The sequence below is a fragment of the Streptomyces sp. NPDC050617 genome (assembly GCF_040654795.1).
Taxonomy (GTDB): Bacteria; Actinomycetota; Actinomycetes; order Streptomycetales; family Streptomycetaceae; genus Streptomyces.
Map to the genome: position 1 here is coordinate 133,552 of NZ_JBFAIS010000021.1, position 26,500 is coordinate 160,051.

Annotated in this window: 24 protein-coding genes; 16 read left to right on the plus strand and 8 right to left on the minus strand. The window is 73.2% G+C overall.

The genetic code is table 11. The features are described from left to right. Positions 1-30: 30 nt before the first annotated feature. Entirely contained in the window at positions 31-900 is an 870-nt protein-coding gene (locus AB0I49_RS26025; RefSeq protein WP_363229498.1) for a YceI family protein, read from the plus strand. A 36-nt stretch (positions 901-936) separates the two neighbouring features. Here the strand turns inward: AB0I49_RS26025 and AB0I49_RS26030 are convergent, their stop codons facing one another. Next, positions 937-1,602 carry a hypothetical protein gene (locus AB0I49_RS26030; protein ID WP_363229499.1) on the minus strand — a complete coding sequence of 222 codons (666 nt, stop codon included), beginning with the start codon at positions 1,600-1,602 and terminating at the stop codon, positions 937-939. 224 nt (positions 1,603-1,826) lie between these two features. Between AB0I49_RS26030 and AB0I49_RS26035 the strand changes: the two genes are divergently transcribed. Further along, positions 1,827-2,324 (plus strand): hypothetical protein, encoded by a 498-nt coding sequence (locus tag AB0I49_RS26035; protein ID WP_363229500.1) that lies wholly within the window; start codon positions 1,827-1,829, stop codon positions 2,322-2,324. Here the strand turns inward: AB0I49_RS26035 and AB0I49_RS26040 are convergent. Then, the gene (locus tag AB0I49_RS26040; RefSeq protein WP_363229501.1) at positions 2,272-3,141 is read right to left on the minus strand and encodes a phosphatidylinositol-specific phospholipase C/glycerophosphodiester phosphodiesterase family protein; all 870 of its coding nucleotides are present in this window, start codon (positions 3,139-3,141) and stop codon (positions 2,272-2,274) included. The two genes, AB0I49_RS26035 and AB0I49_RS26040, sit on opposite strands and share 53 nt — an antisense overlap. A gap of 206 nt (positions 3,142-3,347) precedes the next feature. Between AB0I49_RS26040 and AB0I49_RS26045 the strand changes: the two genes are divergently transcribed. The 3 genes from AB0I49_RS26045 (at position 3,348) to AB0I49_RS26055 (ending at position 7,632) form a co-directional block, all read left to right on the plus strand. Continuing rightward, on the plus strand, positions 3,348-4,604 hold the full coding sequence (locus AB0I49_RS26045) for a phosphodiester glycosidase family protein (protein WP_363229502.1): 1,257 nt from the start codon (positions 3,348-3,350) through the stop codon (positions 4,602-4,604). Between the two features lie 122 nt (positions 4,605-4,726). Then, positions 4,727-6,139 carry a family 2B encapsulin nanocompartment shell protein gene (locus tag AB0I49_RS26050; protein WP_363229503.1) on the plus strand — a complete coding sequence of 471 codons (1,413 nt, stop codon included), beginning with the start codon at positions 4,727-4,729 and terminating at the stop codon, positions 6,137-6,139. Positions 6,140-6,219: 80 nt separating this feature from the next. Further along, positions 6,220-7,632: a family 2B encapsulin nanocompartment shell protein gene (locus AB0I49_RS26055; RefSeq protein ID WP_363229505.1), complete on the plus strand. Its 1,413-nt coding sequence runs from the start codon at positions 6,220-6,222 to the stop codon at positions 7,630-7,632. A gap of 106 nt (positions 7,633-7,738) precedes the next feature. Here the strand turns inward: AB0I49_RS26055 and AB0I49_RS26060 are convergent, their stop codons facing one another. Together AB0I49_RS26060 and AB0I49_RS26065 are read right to left on the minus strand one after the other, a co-directional pair. Beyond that, complete coding sequence (locus AB0I49_RS26060) at positions 7,739-8,494, minus strand: AfsR/SARP family transcriptional regulator (protein ID WP_363229506.1); 756 nt, start codon at positions 8,492-8,494, stop codon at positions 7,739-7,741. A 290-nt stretch (positions 8,495-8,784) separates the two neighbouring features. Next, a complete protein-coding gene (locus tag AB0I49_RS26065) occupies positions 8,785-10,455 on the minus strand; it encodes an MDR family MFS transporter (RefSeq protein WP_363229507.1) in 1,671 nt (556 codons plus the stop codon). Between the two features lie 146 nt (positions 10,456-10,601). Here AB0I49_RS26065 and AB0I49_RS26070 point away from each other — a divergent pair, with 146 nt between their 5' ends. The 6 genes from AB0I49_RS26070 to AB0I49_RS26095 all read left to right on the plus strand — a co-directional run bounded on the left by AB0I49_RS26070 (position 10,602) and on the right by AB0I49_RS26095 (position 17,223). Further along, positions 10,602-11,129 (plus strand): MarR family winged helix-turn-helix transcriptional regulator, encoded by a 528-nt coding sequence (locus tag AB0I49_RS26070; RefSeq protein WP_363229508.1) that lies wholly within the window; start codon positions 10,602-10,604, stop codon positions 11,127-11,129. 56 nt (positions 11,130-11,185) lie between these two features. Next, complete coding sequence (locus AB0I49_RS26075) at positions 11,186-12,463, plus strand: beta-ketoacyl-[acyl-carrier-protein] synthase family protein (protein WP_363229509.1); 1,278 nt, start codon at positions 11,186-11,188, stop codon at positions 12,461-12,463. Further along, on the plus strand, positions 12,460-13,719 hold the full coding sequence (locus AB0I49_RS26080) for a ketosynthase chain-length factor (RefSeq protein WP_363229510.1): 1,260 nt from the start codon (positions 12,460-12,462) through the stop codon (positions 13,717-13,719). Before AB0I49_RS26075 ends, AB0I49_RS26080 begins: the two co-directional genes overlap by 4 nt. Positions 13,720-13,804: 85 nt before the next feature. Next, a complete protein-coding gene (locus AB0I49_RS26085; RefSeq protein ID WP_363229511.1) occupies positions 13,805-14,089 on the plus strand; it encodes an acyl carrier protein in 285 nt (94 codons plus the stop codon). A 12-nt stretch (positions 14,090-14,101) separates the two neighbouring features. Then, positions 14,102-15,952: an asparagine synthase (glutamine-hydrolyzing) gene (gene asnB / locus AB0I49_RS26090; RefSeq protein ID WP_363229512.1), complete on the plus strand. Its 1,851-nt coding sequence runs from the start codon at positions 14,102-14,104 to the stop codon at positions 15,950-15,952. Then, positions 15,949-17,223 (plus strand): FAD-dependent monooxygenase, encoded by a 1,275-nt coding sequence (locus tag AB0I49_RS26095; protein WP_363229513.1) that lies wholly within the window; start codon positions 15,949-15,951, stop codon positions 17,221-17,223. Before asnB ends, AB0I49_RS26095 begins: the two co-directional genes overlap by 4 nt. 73 nt (positions 17,224-17,296) lie before the next feature. On the opposite strand, the gene AB0I49_RS26100 is transcribed toward AB0I49_RS26095, so the two are convergent. The 4 genes from AB0I49_RS26100 to AB0I49_RS26115 form a co-directional block, all read right to left on the minus strand. Continuing rightward, positions 17,297-18,331, minus strand: coding sequence for a methyltransferase (locus AB0I49_RS26100; RefSeq protein ID WP_363229514.1), 1,035 nt, complete (start codon positions 18,329-18,331; stop codon positions 17,297-17,299). 115 nt (positions 18,332-18,446) lie between these two features. Then, on the minus strand, positions 18,447-18,746 hold the full coding sequence (locus AB0I49_RS26105) for an antibiotic biosynthesis monooxygenase family protein (RefSeq protein WP_363229515.1): 300 nt from the start codon (positions 18,744-18,746) through the stop codon (positions 18,447-18,449). A gap of 103 nt (positions 18,747-18,849) precedes the next feature. Then, on the minus strand, positions 18,850-20,508 hold the full coding sequence (locus AB0I49_RS26110; RefSeq protein ID WP_363229516.1) for a class I adenylate-forming enzyme family protein: 1,659 nt from the start codon (positions 20,506-20,508) through the stop codon (positions 18,850-18,852). Continuing rightward, positions 20,505-20,960 carry a nuclear transport factor 2 family protein gene (locus AB0I49_RS26115; RefSeq protein WP_363229517.1) on the minus strand — a complete coding sequence of 152 codons (456 nt, stop codon included), beginning with the start codon at positions 20,958-20,960 and terminating at the stop codon, positions 20,505-20,507. Before AB0I49_RS26115 ends, AB0I49_RS26110 begins: the two co-directional genes overlap by 4 nt. Before the next feature lie 229 nt (positions 20,961-21,189). Here AB0I49_RS26115 and AB0I49_RS26120 point away from each other — a divergent pair, with 229 nt between their 5' ends. Genes AB0I49_RS26120 through AB0I49_RS26140 form a run of 5 tightly spaced genes read left to right on the plus strand, consistent with a single transcriptional unit; the run spans position 21,190 to position 26,298 of the window. Continuing rightward, a complete protein-coding gene (locus tag AB0I49_RS26120) occupies positions 21,190-21,978 on the plus strand; it encodes an SDR family NAD(P)-dependent oxidoreductase (protein WP_363229518.1) in 789 nt (262 codons plus the stop codon). Between the two features lie 53 nt (positions 21,979-22,031). Then, positions 22,032-22,991 (plus strand): aromatase/cyclase, encoded by a 960-nt coding sequence (locus tag AB0I49_RS26125; RefSeq protein ID WP_363229519.1) that lies wholly within the window; start codon positions 22,032-22,034, stop codon positions 22,989-22,991. After that, positions 22,981-24,639 carry an FAD-dependent oxidoreductase gene (locus tag AB0I49_RS26130; RefSeq protein ID WP_363229520.1) on the plus strand — a complete coding sequence of 553 codons (1,659 nt, stop codon included), beginning with the start codon at positions 22,981-22,983 and terminating at the stop codon, positions 24,637-24,639. The genes AB0I49_RS26125 and AB0I49_RS26130 overlap by 11 nt, the downstream gene beginning before the upstream one ends. Positions 24,640-24,697: 58 nt before the next feature. Further along, positions 24,698-25,480, plus strand: a complete 783-nt coding sequence (locus tag AB0I49_RS26135; protein ID WP_363229521.1) for an SDR family oxidoreductase — start codon at positions 24,698-24,700, stop codon at positions 25,478-25,480. Beyond that, positions 25,477-26,298, plus strand: a complete 822-nt coding sequence (locus AB0I49_RS26140) for a cyclase family protein (RefSeq protein ID WP_363229522.1) — start codon at positions 25,477-25,479, stop codon at positions 26,296-26,298. Before AB0I49_RS26135 ends, AB0I49_RS26140 begins: the two co-directional genes overlap by 4 nt. Positions 26,299-26,500: the final 202 nt, after the last annotated feature.

Here is a 26,500-nt window from a genome sequence, read left to right on the forward strand (position 1 = left end):
CGACCGACTGATTCAGAAAGGCCCACCGGGATGGCATTCGCCCTGCTGCGCCGTAGCAACCGCTCCGCCCCGCGAACCGCCGCACCGATACCGCGCGGCGCGGGAGCCCTCGACTGCGTCGTGCTCGACCCCGTGCAGTTGCCGCTGCACCGGGCGGAGGTCTCGGTCCGGGACACCGAGGGGCGCGAGGTCGTGCACGGCCAGACCGACCCGAACGGCTGCTTCTCGGCGACCGTGGCGCCGGGCGAGTACAGCATCGCCGTGACCTCGGACGGCTTCCAGCCCGTGCGGCAGACCTGCGAGGCGACGGCGGGCGCGCGGACCGCCACCGGCCCGATGCGGATGGAGCTGGCCCCCTCCCCCGCCATGCCGGAGCCCGGCCGGTGGAAGATCGACCCGGACCACACGGCCGTGCGCTTCATAGCGCGGCACATCGGGCTGGCCGAGATCCACGGCCGGTTCAACCGGTTCGAGGGCGCGCTGTGGATAGCCGAGCGCATGGAGGAGTCGCAGCTGGAGGTGACGATCGACGCGGCGAGCATCGACACCGGCGTCGAGGCGCGCGACCAGCACCTGCGCTCGCAGGACTTCCTGGACGTCAACAACTATCCGTATCTGCAGTTCGCCAGCGAGCGTTTCGTGCACCGGGGCGGCTCCCGCTGGTCCGTGCAGGGCGTGCTGAGCCTGCACGGCGTCAGCCGCAGCATCAATCTCGACACCCGCTACCTGGGCATCGGCACCGGGATCATGGGCGAGACCCGCACCGCCTGCTCGGCCGCCACCGAGCTGCACCGCGAGGACTTCACGCTGGACTGGCGCACGATGCTCGCGCGCGGCATCGCCGCGATCGGCGCGACGATCCGCATCGAGCTCGACATCCAGGCCATTCGCGACGAGTAGGACGGCCGACGGCCGGGAGGTTCGCCGGACCGGCGGCTACGGGCGTTCAGCCGCCGGGGCGCCCGGCGCGGGACCCCGGTCCGACAGCTCGCCGAGCCCGCCGGTGGGCAGCCCCGTCGGCACCTCCGTGGGAAGGCTGGTGGGGAAACCGGTCGGCAGATAGCTCCCGAGGTCGCTGGGCACCTCGGTGGGAATGCCGGACGGCCGGCTCGTCGGAATCCCGGTGGGCACGCTCGTCGGGAGGCGGGGCGGCTTCGAGGCGGCCGGGGAGGACGTGCTCGGCGACGCGTCCTTCGCGGGCTCGCCGCCGCTGTCGCCGCCGATGACCAGCACCGCTCCGACGGCGATGGCCGCGATCACGATGAGCAGGGCGACGGCGATCACGATCCGGCGCCGACCGCCCGGATCCGGCGGCGGCTGGGACCACGGCGGCTCGCCGGGCCCGAAGCCGCCCGGACCACCGGGACCGCCGCCCCCGCCGGGGCCTCCGTAGCCGCCGCTGCCTCCGTAGCCGCCGTGTCCGCCGGGCGGGCCGTAGCCGCCGCGCTCACCATGCCCGCCAGGCGGTTCGCCGGGCGGACCGTAACCGCCCTCTCCATATCCGCCGGGCGGGCCGTACCCGCCGTAGCCGGGCGGCGGATCGTTCGGCGGCGGCGGGGGTCCGGACGGCGGGCCGGGCGGCTGTCCAGGTGGCGTTGCCATACGGACCAGGGTCGCCGCCCGCGCCAGGCGACCGCGCGCTCGTGACGAACCCGAGACACGTTTCGTCACGGACCGCTACATTCCGCCCGGTCCCGACCCCGGGACGCGCAGTCATGACGTACTTTCAGCGCGGCGCTGTCCGGCAAAAAGATCCAAAAACAGTACGATTTACCGGTGACCGCCAAGATCGACATATACCCGCCGCTGACGAATGGCGAACACTGGTGACCGCCGAGATCTCCGAGATACGGGTCGCCGAGGCGAAGGCGCGGGCCGCGCGCCTCCTGCTGGCCTTCCGCCACGGCAACCAGCAATCGTTCGACGCCGCCCTGCCCGAGGACATGGGGACCGATGAGGCCAAGGATCTCGTCTCCGCACTCGCCTGGGTCGCCAACGAGTCCGTGCGCAAGGCGTATCAGCCGGACGTGGCCGACCGGGTGCTGCGCCACCTCGCCCGCCGCTCCCCCGACGAGCCGGGCTGGGTGCAGACCGACGAGCAGGCCGCGCCGGACGTGGCGGTGCTGCTGGAGTCCGTCTGGCGCGGGGACGTCGAGGCGGTCCGCGAGCTGGTGCGCGCGACGCCCGACACCACGTACGTGCTCGGCGGGCTGGTCCTCGCGGTCGCGATGCTGCTGCCCTCGGTGGCGGACGCGGACGTCCGCGAGGTGCTCAGCGAGCTGCGCGCAGAAACGCCTCAAGACCCGCCAGATCATCCGTGTTGAGGTAGTCGGCGCCGGCGGCGAGCAGCTCGCGCCAGACGGCCTCGCGGGCCGGGCCGGGCAGGTCGGGGGTGGCCCACCACCGTACGCGCTGCCCCGCGTCGTGCGCGGCGGCGACGGTGCGGCGCAGCTCGGCGCGCTCGTTGGGCGGCATCGGGCCGACGCCCCGCCAGCCGAAGTGGAGCGTCCAGTTGTCGCTGATGAGCGGGATCAGGGAGGCGGGGGCCGGGCCGCCGAGGTCGCTCAGGCGTCCGTCGTAGAAGGCGTGCCGTACGGTCTCGGCCTCCATGGGCTCCCGCGCGCCGCGGTCGCCGGAGACGACGGCCGTCACGGCGCCGGCGTGGACGTGGCCGCCGACGCAGACGCTGAGCATGGTGCGGTAGCGGCGCAGCCGGCGGGAGAGCTCGCGGTAGGTCGGGCCGCCCGCGGTCTTGATGTCGATGAGCAGTTGCAGGGAGAGCCGGTAGCCGCGGTACACCCGGCCGTGCTGCGCCCGTACCCGGCGCAGCAGCGGGTCGAGGTAGAGGGCTTCGAGGGTGCGGGCGGGGTCGAGGTCCGCCTCGTCGTGGGCGACGAGGAGCCGGCCGTCGACGAGCCAGATGTCCGCCTCGACGCTGCCGAAGCCGTGCCCGAGCGCGTCGGTCAGCGGGTGCGGGTGCTCGTAGTCGTTGTGCGCGTGGGCGCGGCGGAGCGGGGGTCTGCCGCGTCCGTGGTCCGGCGCGGCGGCCAGCGCGGGGGCGGCGAAGGAGCCCGCGAAGGCCGCCGCGGCGGTCACGACGGCCGCGCGGCGGGTGTGCGGGGTCCGGGTGGGCGCTGTCATGGTGCCTCCTGGGTCCGGGGGGCCTGGTCGGCGGCCGCGTGCCGGCGCGAGTCGCTCTCTGTGAGTATCGGGGCGGAGCTGACGGTTTGGCAGGGGCGCGCGAAGAGTTACGCGCGATGACGCCGCCCCGTCGCCGGCCGTTCTCGTCGGCCTCCCGCGCCATGGTGAACTCCCCTGTGTCATGGGAGAGTTCAAGGGACGTCCGGATGTCTGGGGGGACCGTGGGGCGATTCTCGGGCCGGCTGCGCGCGGTGGCGGCGGTGTGCGCGGCGTGGGTCGCGCTGGTGGGCGGGGGCACGGCGCGGGCCGACGGCGGCGAGCCGTCCGGGGCGCTGCGGCTGGGCGCGCGGACGGCGCTCGCGCCGGGCGTCGGCTACCAGGAGTTCTCGCTCCCGGCCTCGCACGGCCCGGCCTACGGGCATCTGCTGACGGTGGATCTGCGCGAGCCGCGGGTCTCCCTGGACCTGCTGCATCCGGGTGCGGTGGCCGCCCGCTCCCCTCTCTCGCGGCTGGCGGACGGGCGCGGCGCGGTGGGCGCGGTGAACGGGGACTTCTTCAACATCACGGAGGCGCAGCATCCGGGCGTCGAGCCGACCGGAGCGCCGGTGGGCCCGGCCGTCGCGAGCGGTCTGCCGCTGAAGGCGGCGGTGCCGGACGGGCAGCGCTTCGGTCCGGCGATGCCGCCGGGGGTCACGACCGAGGCGGTGCTGGGCGTGGGGGCGGACCGCCGGGCGCGGCTGGACCGGCTCACGCTGGAGGGCGTGGTGCTGACGAGTCGCGGCGCGGTGCGGCTGCGGGGGTTCAATCAGTACGCGCTGCCGGTGGGCGGCGTCGGGGCGTTCACGTCGCGGTGGGGCGCGGCCTCGCGGGTCCGCGCGACGTGCGGCACGGACGCCGACCGGTCCGCGCCGTGCAGTGCGCGGACCTATGAGGTGACGGTCCGGCGCGGGCGGGTGGTCTCGGCCGCCGAGAAGCCCGGCGGCGGGCCGGTGGCGGCGGGGTCGGTGGTGCTGGTCGGCCGGGAGGCGGGCGCGCGGGAGCTGCGGCGGCTGCGGGTGGGCGACCGGGTGCGGGTCACGGAGCGGCTGCGGTCCGAGGGGCGGGGGCCGCTGCGGTTCGCGGTCGGTGGCTTCCCGGTGCTGCGCGACGATGCGCCGCTGGAGGGTCTTGACACGGTGACGGCGGCCGTACGGACGTCGGCGGGCATCGGCGACCGGGGGCGGCGGCTGTATCTGCTCGCGCTGGACGGCGCCGCCGAATTCCGCTCCGGGCTGACGGTCAGTGAGCTGGCCGTGGTAATGCGGTCGTTGGGGGCCGACGACGCGCTGAATCTGGACGGCGGCGGTTCGACGACCTTGGTGACGCGCGGTGCGGGCGATGCCGGCGCCAGGGTGCGCAATCATCCGTCGGGCGGCGCGGAGCGCCCGGTGCCCAATGGCATCGGAGTATTTACCCGACCTTAACCAATGGGGTTATGCCACCCTTTCGAGTGACTGCCATCGCCAAAGCCCGCTGCTAGCTTCGGTGTTGCTCAAGCGGCGATCACGCTGTTTGTTCCGCACGGTGATTGGGTGGGCATTCAACTATGACGACGTCAGTGGAATCGGGCGCCGGTACCGACAATTCACCGGCGCCGATGAGTCTGGGCACCGCGGCGGCCCGGAATCTGGCGACCACGACCAAGTCCGTACCGCAGATGCAGGGCATCAGCTCGCGCTGGCTGCTGCGCATGCTGCCCTGGGTCGAGGTGCCCGGCGGCGCGTACCGCGTCAACCGCAGGCTGTCGCACACGCTCGGCGACGGGCGGGTGGAGTTCGTCTCCCGCGGGGCCGAGGTCAGCGTGATCCCCGCGGAGCTCGGGGAGCTGCCGCTGCTGCGCGGCTACACAGACGCAACGATTCTGCAGACGCTCGCGGACGGCTTCGCCCAGCGCGACTTCGCCCCCGGTGACGTGCTCGCCGAGCGGGGACGGCCGGCGGACCAGGTGGTCCTGATCGCGCACGGCAAGGTGGACCTGATCGGCGAGGGCGCGTACGACCGGCCGAGCGTGCTGCGGGTGCTCGCGGGCGGCGAGTTCTTCGGCGACCGGGCGCTGGCCGCGGACGAGGGCGGCGCGTGGGACTTCACGGCGAAGGCGCTGACGGCCGGCACGGCGCTGACGCTGCCGCGCCGGGCGTTCGAGGAGGCGCTGGGCCGTTCGGAGGGGCTGCGCGCCCATGTCGAGGCGTTCCGCGCGGAGCGCGACCGGCCGCGGAACGAGCACGGCGAGTCGGCGATCGACCTGGCCTCCGGCCACGAGGGCGAGCCGGTCCTGCCCGGCGTCTTCGTCGACTACGAACTCGCGCCGCGTGAGTACGAGTTGAGCGTCGCCCAGACCGTGCTGCGGGTGCACAGCCGCGTCGCCGACCTCTACAACGACCCGATGAACCAGGTCGAGCAGCAGCTGAGGCTGACCATCGAGGCGCTGCGCGAGCGCCAGGAGCACGAGATGGTCAACAACCGGGAGTTCGGGCTGCTGCACAACGCCGACCTGGGGCAGCGCATCCACACCCGCGGCGGTCCGCCCACCCCCGACGACCTCGACGACCTGCTCGCCACGGTGTGGAAGAGCCCGGGGTTCCTGCTCGCCCACCCGCGCGCCATCGCGGCCATCGGCCGGGAGTTCAGCGGCCACGGCATCTACCCGGAGAGCGTGGACGTCGGCGGGCACGCGATCCCCGCCTGGCGCGGGGTGCCGATCCTGCCGTGCGGGAAGATCCCGGTCTCGGCGGCGGGCACCACGTCCGTTCTCCTGATGCGGACCGGCGAGGAGGAGCGGGGCGTCGTGGGGCTGCACCGGACGGGAATTCCCGATGAATACCAGCCGAGCCTTTCGGTGCGCTTCATGGGCGTCAACGAACAGGCCGTCATCTCCTATCTGGTGAGCGCCTATTACTCGGCGGCCGTCCTCGTCCCCGACGCCCTCGGCATTCTCGAGAACGTCGAGGTCGGACTCTGAGGGGGCCCGGCCTCGAACCGCAGTTCCGCCTCTCCAGCTCCACCGCTTCGCCGTTCACGCACAGAGATGGATGATCACATATGACCACGTCAGTGGAGTCCGGCCGTACCGCGCAGCCGGGTGAGGAACAGCCGCAGCTGAGTCTGGGCACGGCGGCAGCGCGCCAGCTGGCGACGACCACCAAGTCCGTACCGCAGATGCAGGGCATCAGCTCGCGCTGGCTGCTGCGCGTACTGCCCTGGGTGCAGGTGTCCGCGGGCACGTACCGGGTGAACCGGCGGCTCGCCTACACCGTCGGCGACGGCCGGATCGAGTTCGTCACGGAGGGCGCCGAGGTCCGCGTCATCCCGCCCGAGCTGGGCGAACTGCCGCTGCTGCGCGGCTTCGAGGACAGCTCGGTGCTGGAGTCGCTCGCGGGTGCCTTCGTGCAGCGGGAGTACGCGCCGGGGGACGCGATCACCGTGGCGGGGCAGCCGGCGGACCGGGTCTATCTGCTGGCGCACGGCAAGGTCCGCAAGGTGGGCACCGGCCGGTACGGCGACGAGAGCACGCTCGGCGTGCTGGCCGACGGGGACTTCTTCGGCGAGCGGGTGCCGCTGGAGCCGGACGGCGTCTGGGAGTTCACGGCGCGGGCCCTCACCCGCACCACGGTGCTGACCCTCTCCCGCTCCGCCTTCCAGGTGCTCGCGGACCGGTCCGAGGCGCTGCGCGCCCATGTGGCGGGGTTCGCGTCGCGGTCCGTTCCGGCGCAGAACAAGCGCGGCGAGGCCGATATCGCGGTGGCCTCCGGCCATGTCGGCGAGCCGGCCATCGCGGGCACCTTCGTGGACTATGAACTCAAGCCCCGTGAGTACGAGTTGAGCGTCGCGCAGACGGTGCTGCGGGTGCACAGCAGGGTCGCCGATCTCTTCAACGACCCGATGAGCCAGGTCGAGCAGCAGCTGAGGCTGACCATCGAGGCGCTGCGGGAGCGCCAGGAGCACGAGATGGTCAACAACCGGGAGTTCGGGCTGCTGCACAACGCCGACCTCAAGCAGCGCATCCACACCCGCAGCGGCCCGCCGACCCCCGACGACCTCGACGAGCTGCTGTCGCGCCGCCGCAAGACGCAGTATCTGCTCGCGCACCCGCGCACGATCGCGGCGTTCGGCCGGGAGTGCAGCAGCCGGGGCCTGTATCCGAAGGAGCTCGAGTTCCAGGGCGCGTCCGTACGGGCCTGGCGCGGGGTGCCGCTGCTGCCGTGCAACAAGATCCCGGTCACCGACGCCGGCACCAGCTCGATCCTGGCGCTGCGCACGGGTGAGGAGAACCAGGGCGTGGTGGGGCTGCACCAGACGGGCATCCCCGATGAGTACGAGCCGGGCCTCAACGTCCGGTTCATGGGGATCAATGAGCAGGCGGTGACGTCCTACCTGGTCAGCGCGTACTACTCGGCCGCCGTTCTGGTGCCGGACGCGCTCGGTGTGCTGGAGGACGTCGAGATCGGCCGCTGACCGGGGGCCGGCGGGTGTGCCCGTGGGCCGGGCGAGGGGCCGGGCCGTGTCGCCGAGGTGACGCGGTCCGGCCCCTCGCCCGTCCCGGCCCGGGGCCGCCGCCGGCTCAGGACGGGGAGTTCAGCACTTCCTGCTGGGCGCGGCGCAGGTCGTCGGAGGGGTCGAGGCCCAGTTCGTCCCGGAGCAGGACGCGGGCCTTCTGGTACGCCTGGAGCGCCTCGACCCGGCGGCCCGCCTTGTTGAGCGCCAGTACGAGCTGGGTCTGGAACCATTCGTTGAACGGGTACTCCACGACCAGGGAGCGGAGTTCCGCGACCAGTTCGTGATACCTCTTCAGTTCCATGGCCGACCGTATGTGGAGTTCGCGGACGGAGACGCGTTTCTCCTCCAGCCGGCTCACGTAGTTCTGGAGTACCGCGCCGCGTTCGACATTCGCCAGCGGCACCCCTTGCCACATTGCCAGCGCCGATTCCGTCCACCGCGCGGACGCCTCGGTGTCGCCGGCCGTCCGGCAGGCCCGCGCCCTTTCCGCCAGCCGTTCGAAGTTGCGGAAATCCAGGGATTCCTCCGGTGTCCGCAGCACATAGCCCGGGGGTGCGGTGACGATGGCGCGGTCCCCGAGCTTGTCGCCGAGCTCCATCACAAAAGCCCTGCGCAGCTGGTAGATATAGGTCTGCGCCGTGGTGATGGCGGTGCGCGGTGGATTGTCGCCCCAGAGTTCGTCGATGATGGTCTCCAGGCTGACGACATGATTCGCACGCAGTACCAGAAGTGCCAGAACCTGTTTGACCTTGGGCGCACTCGGTGTGAATACGAGTCGTTTATTGACGGCTACGATCGGACCTAGCACCTTGAATTCCATTGCCTCTCCTGCCCTCGCCGAGGAGCTGCGGCCCGCCGTCGACCGCGTCTCTTGGGGACCATAGGAGCGGGGGAATTGGACTTCAAGGGAAGGGAACCGAAGGTTCCGGAATATCCGGGGCTTCGGAAATCAAACTACTCCCTTGGAGGCACCGGGCGCCGCCGTCGCCCGCCGGGCGCGCCCCGAAGACGCCTTAGCCGGCCCGCCGGACCGCTGGCACCCGTCACCGCCAACGGCCCGCCGGACCCGTGGGCCGCCGGCCCGTTCACCGCCGGCGGCCCGCCCGGCCGCTACCCCTCGGCGGCGGCCCGGCCGTCCGCGGCCCCGGCCGGAGCGGCCTCCGCGGGCGCCTCCTCCGGCTCCAGTTCGCGCAGGAACCACGTCATGACGAAGCCGGCCAGCAGGACCACGCCGCCGATGAGGTACATGACGTGGAAGCCGCTCGTGAAGGCGTCCATGACGGGGTGGGCGATGCGCTTGTCGATGTCGTGCAGGAACGAGGTGTCGTTCAGGTCGATGGCCTTGCCGTTCGCGGACTTCGCCATCTCCAGGAAGCGGTGGTTGGCGGGGTCGGCCGCGACCGCGGGGTCGGCGACGACGGGGCCGAGGCGGGGCCCGTGCAGCATGTCGGCGATCTTGCCGAGGGCCACCCCGAACATGACGGAGAACAGCACGGCGACGCCCGTCGATCCGCCGATCTGGCGGCACAGCCCGGACGCGGCGTTGGCCACGCCCAGTTCGCTCTTGGGGGCCGCGTTCTGCATGGCCAGGGTGACGACGGTCTGGGCGAGACCGATGCCGACGCCGAGCCAGAGGGCGAGGAGCGCGACCGTCCACAGCGGGGTGTCGGCGTCGATGACGCTGAGCACCAGCAGGGCGCCGGCCATCGAGCCCAGGCCCACGATGGCCAGCTTCTTGAACTTGCCCGAGGCGGAGATCAGCTTGCCGGAGACGATCTGCGAGGCGATGGTGCCGACCATCAGCGGGATGACGACGAGCCCCGCCTGGGTCGGCGTGCGGCCCTGCACCAGCTGGAGGAAGAGCGGCAGGGTGGTGACCGCGCCGAAGATGCCGACGCCGACGGTGAAGTTGACCCCGGTGCACAGGGCGACGCCGCCGGTCTTGAAGAGCCGCAGCGGCAGCACGGCCTCGTCTCCCCGGCGCGACTCCACCACCAGGAACAGGACGAGTCCGACGGCGCCGAGGCCGATGAGGGCCAGCGCGGTGGGCGAGGACCAGCCCCAGGCCCGGCCCTGTTCGGCGACGATCAGCAGGGGCACCAGGAACAGCGCGAGGAGCAGCGCGCCGAGGACGTCGATGCGGTGCTCGGTGCGCTGGTGCGGCAGGTCGAGCGCCTTGCGCACGGTGATTAGGGCCAGTAGCCCGAGGGGCACGTTGGCCACGAAGATCCAGCGCCAGCCGTCGAGGCCGAGGGTGTGGCCCATGCCCGCGAGCGCGCCGCCCGCCAGCGGGCCGATGACGCTCGCCGCGACCCAGGCCATCTGGAGGTAGGCGAAGTAGCGGCCGCGCTCGCGGACCGGTGCGAGGTCGGCGACGATCGCGGTCGGCAGGGACATCAGCCCGCCGCCGCCCAGGCCCTGGAGGGCGCGGAAGAGGGCGAGCTGCTCCATGTTCTGGGCCATGCCGCACAGGCAGGAGCCCACGATGAAGACGCCGATGGCCGCGAGGTAGAGGGGCTTGCGGCCGTAGATGTCGGAGAGCTTGCCGTAGAAGGGCATCGAGAGCGCGGCTGCGATGAGATACGCGGTGGTGGCCCACGCCTGCACCGTCTGTCCGTGCAGCTGGTCGGCGATGGTGCGCATGGCCGTCGCGACGACGGTCTGGTCCAGCGCCGCGAGCAGCACGGCGAGCAGCAGACCGGTCATGGCCGTCATGATCTGCGCATGGGTGAACCCGGCGGCGCCCTTATCCGCGGTGGCGCTCGGACTCGTGGGTGACACGGTTTCCTCATTCCCCGGCCGGTCGGCTCACCGGCTCCGTACGCAGACGTTCCGACAAGCCCTTGTCATGTGCCGAAGGTAGTCAGAGGGTACTCATTTTGACAAGCTCTTGTCGAAATACGGGTGGCTCGAAATAGGCTGAAGCCATGACATCGTCAACACCCCGAGCGGATGCCGTGGTGGAGCTGACCGCCGAGGTCTTCGCGGTCAACGGCCGCCTGCTGCGCGCCGGAGACCAGCTGTCCGCCCACGCGGGGCTCACCTCGGCCCGCTGGCAGGTGGCCGGCCTGCTGCTGGACGGGCCCGCCACCGTCGCCCAGCTCGCCCGCGAACGGGGGCTGCGCCGCCAGGCGGTCCAGCAGACCGTCGACCGCCTCCGCGCCGAGGGCATGGTCGCCACCAGCCCCAACCCGCACGACCAGCGCAGCCCGCTGGTCGAGCTCACCGACGCCGGCCGGGGCGCGCTCGACGACCTCGCCCCCCGCGAACAGCGATGGCTCGACGAGCTGGCGGCGGGGATCCCCGCCCGGGATCTGCGCACCGCGATCGGGGTGCTGCGGGCCCTGCGCACCAAGCTCGACGAACAGCTGGACGACAGCGCTCCGGCCCCGCGGGGCGGCGGCCGACCCTCGAAGCGGGCTCCAAGCCGCCTTGAACACCGCGGGCCACTCTGACCTGAATCGATCTCGCCGCCCGGCCGGGGCGACGGGATGACAGCAGAGGAGACGCAGTGTCCGATACCAACGGCACGCGACGCGTCGTGATCACCGGGATCGGTGTGGTCGCCCCCGGAGGCGTGGGCACCAAGGCGTACTGGGAGATGCTCACGGCGGGGCGCACCGCCACGCGCACCATCTCCTCCTTCGACGCCTCGCAGTTCCGCTCCCGGGTCGCGGCCGAGTGCGACTTCGACCCCGTCGCGGCGGGCCTGACGCAGTTGCAGATCCGCAAGTGGGACCGGACCACGCAGTTCGGCTACACGGCCGCGAAGGAGGCGCTGGCGGACAGCGGCGCGAGCGGGGAGCTGGACCCGGCCCGTACGGGCGTGATGATGGGCACCGCGTGCGGCATGACCATCAGCCTGGACCGCGAGTACGCCGTGGTCAGCGACGAGGGGCGGCTCTGGCAGGTCGACGACGCGCACGGCGTCCCGTATCTCTACGACTACTTCGTGCCCTCCTCCATGGCCACCGAGATCGCCTGGCTCGCGGAGGCCGAGGGGCCGGTCGGGGTGGTCTCGACGGGCTGCACCTCGGGCATCGACGTGATCAGCCACGCCGTGGACCTGATCCGCGACGGCGAGGCGGATGTGATGGTCGCGGGGGCCGCCGACGCCGCGATCTCCCCGATCACCGTGGCCTGCTTCGACGCGATCAAGGCGACGACGCCCCGCAACGACGAGCCGGAGACCGCCTCCCGCCCCTTCGACCGCACCCGCAACGGGTTCGCGCTCGGCGAGGGCTCGGCGGTCTTCGTGCTGGAGGAGCTCTCGCACGCCCGGCGGCGCGGCGCCCATATGTACGCCGAGGTCGCGGGGTACGCCTCGCGGTGCAACGCGTACAGCATGACGGGGCTGCGGTCGGACGGTAAGGAGATGGCCGAGGCCATCCGCGCCGCGCTGGACCACGCGCGGATCGACCCGTCGGCCATCGACTACGTCAACGCCCACGGCTCGGCGACCAAGCAGAACGACCGCCATGAGACGGCGGCGTTCAAGCGGAGCCTGGGGGCGCACGCCTACACCACGCCCATCAGCTCCATCAAGTCGATGATCGGCCATTCGCTGGGGGCGATCTGCTCGCTGGAGGTCGCCGCGTGCGCGCTGGCCGTCGAGCACTCGCTGATACCGCCCACCGCCAACCTCCACGAGCCCGACCCGGAGTGCGATCTGGACTATGTGCCGCTGGTGGCGAGGGAGTTGCCGGTGAACACCGTGCTCTCCGTGGCCAGCGGGTTCGGCGGGTTCCAGAGCGCCATCGTGGTGACCAAGCCGGGGAGGGCGGCATGAGCGCCTCCCCCGCACCCGCGCCCGCCCCCGCGGCCCGCCCGGCGGACACCGCGCCGCCCGTCGTCACCGGCATCGGCGTGATCGCCCCCAACGGCCTCGGCACCGAGCCCTACTGGGCGGCGACGCTGCGCGGGGAGAGCGGCATCGCACGGGTCACCCGCTTCGACCCGAGCGGCTACGCCTGCACGCTGGCGGGCGAGGTCAAGAACTTCGTGCCGCAGGACCACCTGCCCGGCCGGCTGCTGCCGCAGACGGACCACATGACCCGGCTCGCGCTGGTCGCCGCCGACGAGGCGCTGGCCGACGCGGGCGCCGACCCCAAGCAGATGCCCGAGTACGCGGCGGGCGTGGTGACCGCGGCGTCGGCGGGCGGCTTCGAATTCGGCCAGCGGGAGCTGGAGGCGCTGTGGAGCAAGGGCGGCTCGTACGTCAGCGCGTACCAGTCGTTCGCCTGGTTCTACCCCGTCAACTCGGGACAGGTCTCCATCCGGCACGGCATGCGCGGGCCGGGCGGCGCGCTGGTCGCCGAGCAGGCCGGCGGCCTGGACGCCGTCGCCAAGGCCCGCCGCCATGTGCGTACGGGCACGCCGCTGATGCTGACCGGCGGCGTGGACGGCGCGCTGTGCCCCTGGGGCTGGCTGTGCGCGAGCCGGTCCGGGCGGCTGAGTCCGCGCACCGATCCGCGCCGCGCCTATCTGCCGTTCACCGCCGACGCCACGGGCTATGTGCCCGGCGAGGGCGGCGCGCTGCTGGTGCTGGAGGACCCGAGGGCCGCGGCCGATCGCGGGGCGCGCGAGTACGGGCGGATCGCCGGGTACGCCGCGACGTTCGACCCCCGCCCCGGCTCGGACCGCGAGCCGGGCCTGCGCCGGGCGATCCATCTGGCACTGGCGGACGCGCGGCTGTCGCCGGACGCCGTGGACGTGGTGTTCGCCGACGCCATGGGCGTCCCGGAGCTGGACGCCGCGGAGGCCGCGGCGCTGACCGCGGTGTTCGGCCCGTACGGCGTGCCGGTGACGGCGCCGAAGACGATGACCGGGCGGCTGCTGGCGGGCGGCGCGCCGCTGGACGTGGCGACGGCGCTGCTGTCGCTGCGGGACCAGGTGATCCCGCCCACCGCGCACGTCGACGGGACCGCCGCCGCCCTCGACCTGGTGACCGGCTCGGCCCGCGAGGCGGAGCTGGGCTGCGCGCTGGTGCTCGCGCGCGGCTACGGCGGGTTCAACTCGGCGCTGGTGGTGCGCCGCCCGGAGTGAGGCGCGCCCTCGCTCCGGCGGGCGGCCCCGCCAGGCCGCCCGTACATCACTGATTTCCCACCGCTTTCTAGGAGAGGACTCCCCCATGCCCACCATGCTCACCGTCGGTGACCTTCTCGTTCTGCTGCGCGAGTGCGCCGGTGAGGAGGAGTCGGTCGATCTGGAGGGGGACATCCTGGATGTCCCGTTCGAGGACCTCGGCTACGACTCGCTGGCCCTGCTCAACACCGTGGGACGCATCGAACGCGACTGCTCCGTGCGGCTCGGCGACGACACCGTGGAGAAGGCGCTGACGCCCCGCGATCTGATCGACATGACCAACTCGGCGCTCGGCGCCGGGGGTTCGGCGTCCGCCGCCGACGAGGTGTGAGGGGCCCACGACATGTGCGGAATCACGGGCTGGATCGATTTCGGCAAGGATCTCACGCGGGAACGCGCCACGGCCCAGGCGATGACCGACACCATGGCCTGCCGCGGCCCGGACGCCGAGGGGCTGTGGCTCGGCGGGCACGCGGCGCTCGGCCACCGCAGGCTCGCGGTCATCGACCCGGCGGGCGGCGCCCAGCCGATGTCCGCCGAGACCGGGGCCGGCTCCACCGCGGCGATCACGTTCAGCGGCGAGATCTACAACTTCCGGGAGCTGCGCGCCGAGCTCCTCGCGTACGGGCACCGCTTCCGTACCCGGTGCGACACCGAGGTCGTGCTCCGCGCCTACCTCCAGTGGGGCGCGGCGCTCGTCGACCGGCTCAACGGCATGTACGCGTTCGGCATCTGGGACGAGGGGCGCCAGGAGCTGCTGCTGGTCCGCGACCGGATGGGCGTCAAGCCGCTCTACTACCACCCGACCGCGCGCGGGGTGCTGTTCGGCTCGGAGCCCAAGGCGGTGCTGGCCAATCCGCTGATGCCGCGGCGGGTGACGGCGACCGGCCTGTGCGAGGTGCTGGACATGGTGAAGACGCCCGGCGAGGCCATCTTCGCCGGGCTGCGGGAGGTGCGCCCCGGCGAGCTGGTGCGGGTCACCCGCTCCGGCACGGCCGCCAGGCGGTACTGGTCGCTGCGGGCCCAGGAGCACACCGACGACCTGCCGACGACCATCGCCACGGTGCGCGAGCTGCTGGAGGACATCGTCTCCCGCCAGCTGGTGTCCGATGTGCCGCTGTGCGGCCTGCTCTCCGGCGGTCTGGACTCCTCGGCCGTCACCGCGCTCGCGGCGCGCTCGCGCGCCGCGTCCGGCGGCGGCCCGGTGCGCAGCTTCTCCGTCGACTTCGTCGGCGCGGACGCGGCGTTCGAGCCCGACGCCGTGCGGGTCTCCCCGGACGCCCCGTTCATCCGGGACATGGTCCGCCACGTCTCGGGCGAGCACACCGAAATCCTGCTGGACAGCGACGAGTTGAGCAGTCCGGCAGTAAGGTCGGCCGTGCTGGGGGCGACCGATCTGCCGCCGGTGTACTGGGGCGACATGTGGCCCTCCCTCTACCTCTTCTTCCAACAGGTGCGCCGGCACTGCACGGTGGCGCTGTCCGGGGAATCGGCCGACGAACTGTTCGGCGGCTACCAGTGGTTCCATCGCCCGGCGGCCGTCAACGCGGACACCTTCCCGTGGCTCACCTCGGGCTCGGCCCGCTACTTCGGCGGCAAGTCGCTGCTCGACCCGCGGCTGCTGGAGAAGCTCGACCTGCCCGGATACCGGCGGGCGCGCTATCAGGAGGCGCTCGACGAGGTGCCGGAGCTGCCCGGCGAGGACCTCGGGGAGCGGCGGATGCGCGAGGTGACGTATCTGAACCTGACCCGGTTCGTACAGACCCTGCTGGACCGCAAGGACCGGATGAGCATGGCGACCGGGCTGGAGGTCCGGGTGCCATTCTGCGACCACCGGCTGGTGGAGTACGTCTTCAACGTGCCGTGGGCCATGAAGAGTTTCGACGGCCGGGAGAAGAGCCTGCTGCGGGCCGCGGTCCGCGACCTGCTGCCGCGCTCCGTGCTCGACCGGGTCAAGACGCCCTACCCCGCCACCCAGGATCCGGGGTACGAGCTGCTGCTGCGGCGGGAGCTGGCGGGGGTGCTGGCCGACCGGGACGCGCCCGTACGGGACCTGCTGGACCTGGACCGGGCGCGCGCCACGGCCGGGCGGCCGGTGGGCGCGGTCAGCCGCCCGTACGACCGCGGCAGCCTGGAGCTGGTGCTCTGGCTCAACGCCTGGCTGACCTCCTACGGCATCACCCTCGAACTGTGAGCCCGCGCGACGAGGGGCCCGGCGGACGCGACAGCGGCGTCCGCCGGGCCGATGTGTGCGTCGTCGGCGCGGGGCCCGCCGGGCTGACCCTGGCGCTGCTCATGGCACGGTCCGGCGCGCGGGTCACCGTCCTGGAACGCAGCCGGTCGCTGGACCGGGCCTACCGCGGGGAGATCCTCCAGCCCGGCGGGCAGCGGCTGCTGGACTCCCTCGGGGTGCTGGCGGGCGCGCGGCGGCGGGGCTGTCACGAGCACGGCGGCTTCCGGCTGGAGGAGCGCGGCAAGGTCCTCATCGACGGGGACTACCGGCGGCTGCCCGGCCCGTACAACTGCCTGCTGAGCCTCCCGCAGCGCCACCTCCTGGCGGAGCTGCTGGAGCGCTGCCGCGCGTACCCGGGCTTCGAGTACGTCGAGGGGGCCAAGGTCACCGGGCTGCTGGAGGAGGGCGGCGCGGTGCGGGGCGTGGTCTGCCGGGCCGCCGGGGACCGGCCGCCGCTCCAGGTCCGGGCGGTGTGCGTGGTCGGCGCGGACGGCCGCTTCTCGACCGTGCGCCGGCTCGCCGGCATCGCCCACGACCGCCTCGACCTCTTCGACCAGGACGTGCTGTGGTTCCGGCTCGCGCAGCCGGCGCTGGAGAACGTCCGCATCTTCCGGGCCGGCGGGAGCCCGCTGCTCGCCTACACGTCCTTCCCCGACAGCGTGCAGCTCGGCTGGACGCTGCCGCACGGGGGCTATCCGGCGATGGCGAGCCAGGGCTTCGCGCATGTGAAGGAGCAGCTCCGGCGCGCGGCGCCGCACTACGCGGACGCCATCGACGCGCAGGTGCGCGGCTTCGGCGACCTGTCGCTGCTGGACGTCTTCGCCGGGAGCGTACGGCGGTGGGCGCGGGACGGGCTGCTGCTGATCGGCGACAGCGCGCACACCCACAGCCCCATCGGCGCGCAGGGCATCAACCTCGCCATCCAGGACGCGGTGGCCGCGCATCCGCTGCTGTGCGAGGGCATCCGGCGCGGGGCGGCGAGTGAGGCGCTGCTGGCGCCGTTCGCCGCTCAACGCGGGCGCGACGTCAAGAACATGACGCGCATTCAGATCATGCAGAGCCGGATGATGCTCTCGCGGGGCCGGGTCTCCTCGCTGGTACGGCCGCGGGCCGCGGCGCTGGTCTCGCGCACCCCGGCCTACCGGTCGCTGTTGCGGCGGATCGCGTTCGGCAACGAGTCCATCGAGGTCCGCTCCGACCTGTTCGACGAGAGCGGTTCCGCGGCGGCTTGACGGGCCCGTCCGACACGGAGAACCCCACCGCTCCCCAAAGCGGTGGGGTTCTCCGTACGGTCGCTGCCCGCTCCTACACCACGGTGCTCTCGAACATGTGGAGGTAGGAGTTGACGGGGGTGACGGCGTCGAGCCGCAGGCCGGCCTGGCCGACGAGCGCCCTCAGCCCGGCCTCGGTGTGCTTCTTCCCGCCGACGTTGAGCAGCAGCATCAGGTCCATGGCCGTGGTGAAGCGGGCCTCCGGGCTGCCGTCCACCAGGTTCTCGATGACCACGACGCGGGCGCCGGGGCGGGCCGCGGCGGCGGCGTTGCGCAGGGTGCGCACGGTGCTCTCGTCGTCCCACTCCAGGATGTTCTTCAGGAGGTAGACGTCGGCGGAGACCGGGATCTCCTGGCGGCAGTCGCCGCCCACCAGCGTCGCGCGGCCGGCGAGCGCGCCGCCGGACCGCAGCCGGGGGTCGGCCCCGGCGACGACGTCCGGGAGGTCGAAGAGCGTTCCGCGCAGCGCCGGGTGGCGCTCCAGGAGGGTGGCCAGCACCCGGCCCTGTCCCCCGGCGATGTCCACGATCCGCTCGACGCCGTCCAGGTTCAGCACGTCCGCGATGGCCCGTGCCGAGAGGATGCTGGACTGGGTCATCGCCTTGTCGAACACCTCGGAGGACTCGCGCGCCTCGCTGGTGTGCAGGTAGTCGAAGAACTCGGTGCCGAACAGGTCGGCGAAGGCGCTCTTGCCCGTGCGCACCGCCTCGTCGAGGTGCGGCCACAGCTCCCAGGTCCAGGGCTCGGTGGCCCACAGGCAGGTGTAGCGCAGGCTGCGCGGGGCGTCCTCGCGCAGCAGCCGCGAGGTGTCGCTGTGCGCGAAGCGCCCGTCGGGGAGCTCGGCGCCGATGCCGTGCGAGGCGAGGGCGCGCAGCAGCCTGGCCAGCGCCTCGGGCTGGGCGTTCACGGCCGCGGCGAGTTGCTCGGCGGTGGCGGGCTCGTCGCCGAGCGCGTCCATGACGCCGAGGCGGGCCGCCGCGCGGACGGCGGCGGCGCAGGCGGCGCTCAGGGCGAGTTCGCGCAGTTGCGTCACTGCGGGCGGGATGGCCGTGGGCGATGCGTCGGTCACGGTGGAGACCCTTCCGTTCGGTGCGGGTGTGCGGGTGTACGGGCGTGGGGACGTGCTGCGGGCGTGCGGGAGCGCCGGCGTACGGGCGTACCGCGGGCGGCGCCGGCGGCGGGGTCTAGCGGGCCGCCGCCGTGTGCGTGGTGACCACGGAGAAGGGCGCGGGTTCCGCGGTGGCCAGCGACATGACGGGCCGTACGGCCTGCTGGAACCCCTCGGTGCGCACGGCGCGCTGGTGGGCGTCGGCGTCGTCCCACTCCGCCACCTCCACATAGACCGCGGCGTCCTTCGCGGAGTGGTAGAGCCGGTGGGAGCGGAAGCCCGGCTGCCGGGTCATGTGCTCGGTGATCCCGGCGATCCGGGCCTCGAATTCGGCGGTGTCGCCGGTGACGGTGAAGCGGTTGATGAAGGTGAACATGGCGTGTCGTCCTCTCCGTGCGTACTGCGGTGGCGTGCGGGGCTGTGGCGATGTTTGGGGCTGCGGTGGTGTGCGGAGCTGCGGTGGTCCGGGTGTTCCGCGCTCACTCCGGCAGGCGGCCCGCGAGGGCTTGTTCGCGCAGGTCGCGGCGTTGGACCTTGCCGGTGGGCGAGCGCGGTATCCGCTCCACCACGTCGAGGTAGCGGATGTGCGCGTAGTAGGGCAGCGCTCCGTTGGCCTCCCGGACGGCGGCGTCGACCTCGGCGCCGGCCGCCGATTCGTCGCGCGGCACGATCCAGGCGTGCGCGACGGCCCCGCTGGTCTCCTCGGGGTGGTCGAAGACGACGCAGTCGGCGATGCCGGGGCCGCGCAGCAGGACGCTCTCGATCTCCAGCGGCGACACCAGCCAGTTGTCGCACTTGAAGACGTCCTTGATGCGGTCGACGACGAACAGCCGCCCTTGCGCGTCGGCGTAGCCGATGTCGCCGGTGGAGAACCAGCCGTCCGCGTCGACGGCGCCGGGCGCGCCCGTGGCCGGGTCGAGGTACCCCTTCATCAGCTGCGGGCCGCGGACCTGTATCTCGCCGCGGGTGTCCGGGGGCAGCACGGCCCGCGTCTCCGGTTCGACGATGCGGCACGCGGTGCCGGGTACGGGCGGGCCGCAGGATCCGGGGACGGGGCGGTCCAGGGTGTCGAAGTGCGTGGACGGGGAGGTCTCGGCGAGCCCGTACCCCTGGCCGACCGGTACGCCGAAGTGGGCGCTCAGCACCGAGCCGGTGCGGCCGGGCAGCGCCGAGCCGCCGGAGAGCACGGCCCGGAGGGTGGGCACGGCGAGTTCCGGCAGCCGGGGGCAGGCGGCCAGCCGGGCGAGCCGGACGGGCAGGCTGTAGTAGTGGGTCGCGCCGTGCCGGGCGGCGGTGCGAGCCGCGTGTTCGCTGTCGTCCTCGGGGCACAGCACATGGGTGGCGCCGACGACCACGGCGATGTTCAGGTGCATCAGGTGGAACGACGGCAGGTTGTTGAGCAGCACGGAGTCCGGGGTCAGCCGGTGGACGTGCGCGGTCTGGGCGGCGTTGACGGTCAGATTGCGGTGGGTGAGCATGACGGTCTTCGGGGCGCCGGTGGTGCCGCTGGTGAACTGGAGGTTCGCCACGGAGTCGGCCTCGTGCTCGGCCCCGACGGGCCCGGCCGGGGCGTCGCGGATCAGCTCGTCGAGCGTCGGCACCCCCGCGACGGCGGCCGCCCGCTCGTCCCGGTGGGTGAGCACCACGGCCCGTAGCGCGGGCAGACGCGGCCGTACCGCTTCGATGAGCGGGTGCATCGCGGGCGGGATGATCACCGCTTGCGCGCCGGAGGACGCGAGGACGTGTTCCAGGCGCTCCTCGCGCAGCAGCGGGTTGAAGATGGCGCTGACGTTCTGCGCTCGGGCGAGGCCGAAGTAGGCGACGGCGAACGGCAGATCGAGCGCCGCCGCGATGCCCACCACGGTGTCGGGCCCGCCGAACGCGGCGCGCAGGGCGGCGGCGCAGCGGCTGACGCGCTCGTCGAGGGCGGCGTAGGTCAGCTCCCCCGACGGGCCGCTCAGCGCGAGCCGTTCGGGGGCGCGGGCCGCGGCGCGGCGCAGCAGGTCGTCGATGCGCGGGCCGCCGAGCAGTCCGCCGAGCGTCTCCAGCGGGGCGCCGATGGCGGTGCTGTCGCGGCTCGTGCTGTCGCGGGCGGCCCCTTCCCCGGTAGCGGTGCCGTCGCCGGTAGGGGTGCTCACCGGCCGGTCCGCAGGTCGTCCCGCTCGACCTTGCGGTGCTTGACCAGCAGCTTTCCGTCCTGGCGGACCAGCACGTCATCGCAGGAGCAGCTGAGGTGCACGGCCGCCTGGCCGCCGCGCGGGGTGCTCAGGATGAGCGCGTACGTCCGGGCCCGTACGGTGCCGTCGGGCTGCTCGTCGACCTGGAGCATGCCCAGCCAGTGGCGGCGCTGGATGCCCTGCTCGGCGAGTTGGTCCGCGGCCTTGCGGGCCCCGGCGGCGATCTCGGCGCGGCCGGTGGACGGCTGGGGGTGCGCGTTGGCGGTGAACACGCCGTCCTCGGTGAAGGTCCCGGCCCATTCCGTGACCCGCGCCTCGTCGAGATACCGCATCTGGCGTCCGTAGAAGTGCTGGACCTCCTGGTAGAGCGCCGTTTCCGGGCCGGCCTCGGCCGGCCGCTGCGAAGGCGACATGCTCTCTCCCCTTTGTCGGTGGGTGGTGTCTCTCCGGACCGGGGCGGCCCGCGTTCCGTGCTGCCCCGCGGCCGCCCGGCGAGCGTGGCAGCAGGTCTTCGAAAGGTTTTCGAGGCGCGTTCGGGCGGTGGGCGGCGGGCGGCGGCACCACCGGCGTTCGGCTCAGCCTCGAAGACCGCTGTGCACCCTGAGGCGCACAGGCAACGCGCGACACGATGGAGGAACGGTCATGAGCAGCACGGGTGTGCCCCGAACCGCCCTGGTCACGGGCGGAACCAGCGGTATCGGTCTCGCCGTGGTGAGGACGCTCGCCGAGCGCGGCCTACGGGTGTTCCTCTGCGCGCGGAGCGCCGAGAACGTGGCGGCGGTCGTCAAGGAGCTGCGCGCCGAGGGCCTCGACGTGGACGGCCGCGAGGGCGACGTGCGGTCGCCGGAGTCGGTGCGGCAGGTGGTACGGGCGGCGGTCGACCGGTACGGGCCGCTGACGGTGCTGGTCAACAACGCCGGGCGGAACGGCGGCGGGCCGACGGCGCGGATCACCGACGAGCTGTGGAACGACGTGATCGACACCAACCTCAACAGCGTCTTCCGCGTGACGCGCGAGGCGCTGACGACCGGCGGCCTGGAGGGCACGGAAGGCGGACGGATCATCAGCATCGCCTCGACCGGCGGCAAGCAGGGCGTGCCGCTGGGCGCGCCGTACTCGGCGTCCAAGAGCGGCGTGATCGGCTTCACCAAGGCGCTGGCCAAGGAGCTGGCCCAGACCGGCGTCACCGTCAACGCGGTGTGCCCGGGGTACGTCGAGACGCCGATGGCGGTGCGGGTCCGGCAGGCGTACGCGGCGACCTGGGAGACCACCGAGGACGACGTGCTGGGCCGTTTCAACGACAAGATCCCGATGGGGCGTTACTCCACTCCGCGGGAGGTGGCGGGGCTGGTCGGCTACCTGGTGACCGAGGAGGCCGCGTCGATCACCGCGCAGGCCCTCAACGTCTGCGGCGGGCTCGGCAGTTACTGACCTGCCCCCCCTTGAACCCACGTTCCCCCATCAACGAGAAGGAAGGCTGCTCCATGACCTCGTACGGACGCCACCGCACCGTGCACGAGATCGAGATCGACGCTCCGGCCGACACCGTGTACGCGATCATCGCGGACGCCGCGGCGTGGCCGGGCCGGTTCACGCCCACCGTCCACGTCGAGCGCGAGGCGCTCGACGCCGCCGGCGAGCGGCTGCGGATCTGGGCCACCGCCAACGGCGAGGTGAAGCACTGGACTTCGCGCCGCGACCTGGACGAGGCGGCGCGCCGGGTGCGGTTCCGGCAGGAGGTGTGCTCGCCGCCGGTCGCCGCGATGGGCGGCGAGTGGGTCGTCGAGGAGCGGCCCGGCGGCGGGACGCGGCTGGTGCTGCACCACGACTTCGAGGCCGTCGACGACAACGGCGACAACGCGACCCAGGTGGCCTGGATCGGCACGGCGACCGACCGCAACTCCCGGACGGAGCTCGCCAACATCAAGGATCTGGCGGAGAGTTGGCGGGACCGCTCGGAGCTGGTCTTCTCCTTCGCGGACTCGGAGCTGATCGACGGCCCGGCCGATGTCGCGTACGACTTCCTGCACCAGGCCGCGAAGTGGCCGGAGCGGCTGCCGCACGTCTCGCGGATGGAGCTGACCGAGCCGGCGGCGAACGTCCAGGCGATGACGATGGTCACGCGCGCCGGGAACGGCTCGGAGCACACCACCGAGTCGGTTCGCGTCTGCTTCCCGGGCGACCGCATCGTCTACAAGCAGCTCGTCACCCCGCCCCTGATGACCACGCACACCGGCACCTGGCTGCTGGAGAAGACCGCCGAGGGGCTGAAGGTGACGTCCCATCACACCATCGCGCTGAACGCGTCGGCGATCCCCGCCGTGCTGGGCGAGGAGGCGACCCCGGCGTCCGCGCGGGCGTATGTGCGCGCGGCCGTGGGCGGCAACAGCGCCGCGACGCTCGCGCACGCCAAGCGGTTCACGGAGTCGGCGCATGCGGGGTGACGGGCCGGGCCCGGCGGCCCCGGACGTCGAGGTGCTGGTCGTCGGCGGCGGCCCGGCGGGGCTGACCGTCGCGCACGAACTCGTCCGGCGCGGCATACGGCCGCGGGTGGTGGACCGGGCCCCCGGGCCGGCGACCACGAGCCGCGCGCTGGCCACGCACCCGCGCACGATGGAGGTCTTCCACCAGATGGGGCTGGTGGACGAACTCCTCGCGCGGGGGCAGCGGGTCGAGCACTTCACGCTGCACATGCGGGGCCGGCCCCTCATCCGCTTCGACACCAACTACGGGAAGCTGCCCACCCGTTACCCGTACACACTGATGGTCGATCAGGTACTGACGGAGGAGGTGCTGCGGGACGGCCTGCGGCGCCTCGGCGTCGAGGTCGAGTGGGGCACGGAGCTGGTGGACTTCGCGCCGGGCCTCCAGCAGGTCACGGCCCGGCTGCGGAGCACGGGCGCGGAGGCGGCGCAGGAGGTCACCGCGGGGTGGCTGGTGGGCGCGGACGGCTCGCGCAGCACCGTGCGCGAGCGGCTCGGGCTGCGGCTGCACGGCGGCGCGGCGCGCACCTGGCTCAACGCCGACGTGGTGCTCGACGCCCCGCTCCCCCGCGACTCCAACCACCTCGTGCACACCGGCCAGGGCACCCTGCTGCTCGTCCCGTTCCCCGCGCCCGGCAAGTGGCGGATCGTGGACACGGAGTACGCCGAGGACACCGTGGACGCGGGCGACCCGGAGGCGGTGCGCGCCCTGCTGAGCCGCAAGCTGGAGAAGGCGCTCGGGCAGCCCGTCGCGGTGTCGGCGCCCACCTGGATCTCGGTGTTCCGGGTCCAGCAGCGCATGATCACGGCCATGCGGTCCGGGCGCTGCTTCGTGGCCGGGGACGCGGCGCACGTGCACAGCCCGGCGTCCGGCCAGGGCATGAACACCGGTATCCAGGACGCCTACAACCTGGCCTGGAAACTCGCCGACGTGGTGCGGGGGCACGCGCGCGACGCGCTGCTCGACACCTATCCGGCGGAGCGGCTGCCGGTGGGCGGCCGGCTGCTGGGCTCGACCAGGAAGGCCACGGCGCTCGTGGCGCTGCGCAACGCCGCCGCTCCCGTGTTGATGCCCGTGGGGCTGACCGCGCTCAAGGCGCTGCGGCCGGCGAAGCGGCGCGTCGAGCACCGGATGATGGCCGGGATGTCCGGCCTCGCCCTGCACTACGAGGACGGGCCGCTGACCCCGCGGCCGGCGGCGGGCGCCATGGACGGCGTCCGGCCGGGGCGGCGGGTGGGGTGCTCGGCCGACGAGGAGAAGCGGCACCCCGGCTGGCGGGCGCTGTGCCAGGAGCTCACCGATCCGCGCTGGACGCTGCTGCTGTTCGGCGACGGGCAGCGGTGCGCGGAGCGGGTGGACGGCGCGTACGGCGGGGCCGTGTCCGTACGCGTCGTCACATCCGGGTCCGCGGGCGGCGACGGGCCGTACGCGCTGGCCGACCCGGACGGCGCGGTGGGCCGGGCGCTGGGGCCGGGCCCCGGCGCGTACGCCCTGATCAGGCCGGACGGCTATCTCGCGGACCGGGGCCCGCTGGCGGGTTTCGCGGGGATCGCGGCCGTGTTCGACGGCTTCCATCTGCTGCCCGGCGACGAGCGCGCCGGCGAGTGACTGCCGCGGGCCGGGCGCCGGCCCCGTACGGAGAAGACGAAACGAAAGGGCCACAGATATGACTGCACAAGCGCAGAACGCCGCCACCGGCGTGAGCGGCGGTTCACCGGCGCTGGTCACCGGGGCGACGAGCGGCGTCGGGCTGGCCGTAGCCCGGCGGCTCGCCACCGCCGGGCACGAGGTGCTGATGAACTACGCGCACGACGACGACCGGGCGCTCCGTGCCGAGAAGGAACTGGTGGAGGCCGGGGGCGCGGTACGGCTGATGCGCGCGGACATCGGCACGCCGCTGGGGGTGGTGCGGCTGCTGGAGGAGATCCGGTCCGCGTACGGCCGGCTCGACGTCATGGTGCACAGCGCCGGTTCGTTCCATCCCATGGCCACCGCCACGCCTCGCGTCGAGGGGTGCCTGCGGGACGGCGCGGTGGCGCTGGGGCCGCTGGTGTACGGGGCCGGGCGGCTCGGCGATCTGCTGGCGCCGGGGTGCGGGCGGCTGGTCGCGGTCTCCGCCACGGGCGCCCGTTCCGTGGTGCCGGGCTACGCGGGCCTGGGCATGGCGAAGGCGGCGCTGGAGTCGATGGTGCGCTATCTCGCCGTGGAGCTGGCCGGCCGGGGCGTCGCCGTCAACGCGGTGGCCGGCGGCAAGCTCGCGCCGGAGGGACCTGCCGGCCCGGACGGGCCTCCGGCCGAGGCGCTGGCGCGGATCGCGGCACGGACGCCCGCGGGCCGGCTGACCACGGCCGGCGAAGTCGCGGACGTGGTGGCGCTGCTGTGCCGCCCGGAGGCTGCCGCGCTGCACGGCCAGGTGCTCACCGTGGACGGCGGGGCCGGGCTGCTGTGACGGAGACGGTGCGGCAGGACATCGGGAAGGGACCCCGCGCGACCTCGCGGTTCATCGATCTGTCCCAGGCGGTGGACGCCGGGCAGTGGGAGGTCGATCCGGTCAGGCACGAGATCATGAGCCCGGCCGAGGGCGGCCGGCACATGGCGGAGGGGATGCGGCGCCACCACGGCGTGGAGTTCGATCCGTCCGAACTCCCCGGCGGCGAGCTGCTGTCGCTGGACACCCTGACGCTCACGACGCACACCGGCACGCATGTCGACGCGCCGTCGCACTACGGCTCGCGCGCGGCGTACGGCACGCCGCGCCATATCGACCGGATGCCGCTGGACTGGTTCCACCGGCCGGGGTTCCGGCTGGATCTGCGGGGCGAGCCCGTCGGGGCGATCGGCGCGGACCGGGTGCGCCGGGCGCTGGACGAGGCCGGGAGCGTGCCGGGCCCGCTGGACATCGTGTTGCTGTACACGGGCGCGGACCGGCTGGCGGGGACGCCCGAGTTCTTCACGGACTTCGCGGGGCTCGACGCGGCGGCCACGCATCTCCTGCTGGATCTCGGGGTGCGGGTGATCGGCACCGACGCGTTCAGCCTGGACGCGCCCTTCGGCCACATGATCGGGGAGTATCAGCGCACCGGGGACCGGGGCGTGCTGTGGCCGGCGCACTTCGTGGGGCGCGAGCGGGAGTACTGCCAGATCGAGCGGCTGGCCAACCTCGGCGCCCTGCCGGGGCCCACCGGCTTCACGGTGACCTGCTTCCCGGTGAAGATCGCGGGTGCGGGTGCGGGCTGGACGCGGGCGGTCGCCGTCGTCGAGGAGTGAGCGGTCGCCCCGAGACCCGTACCGTCCGGTTCCGTGGAGCCGGACGGTACGGGGCCGCCGCGCGAGAACGGACAAGGGGCAGGAAGCAGGGGCGGGGTGCGGGACCACGGCGTCGACAAGCTCGTCGGGAAGCTCTCTCTGCTCCGCTGACCCTCGCTCGCTTGACCGCAGGCCGCTGCGGCGGGGGACGGCGCGGAACCCC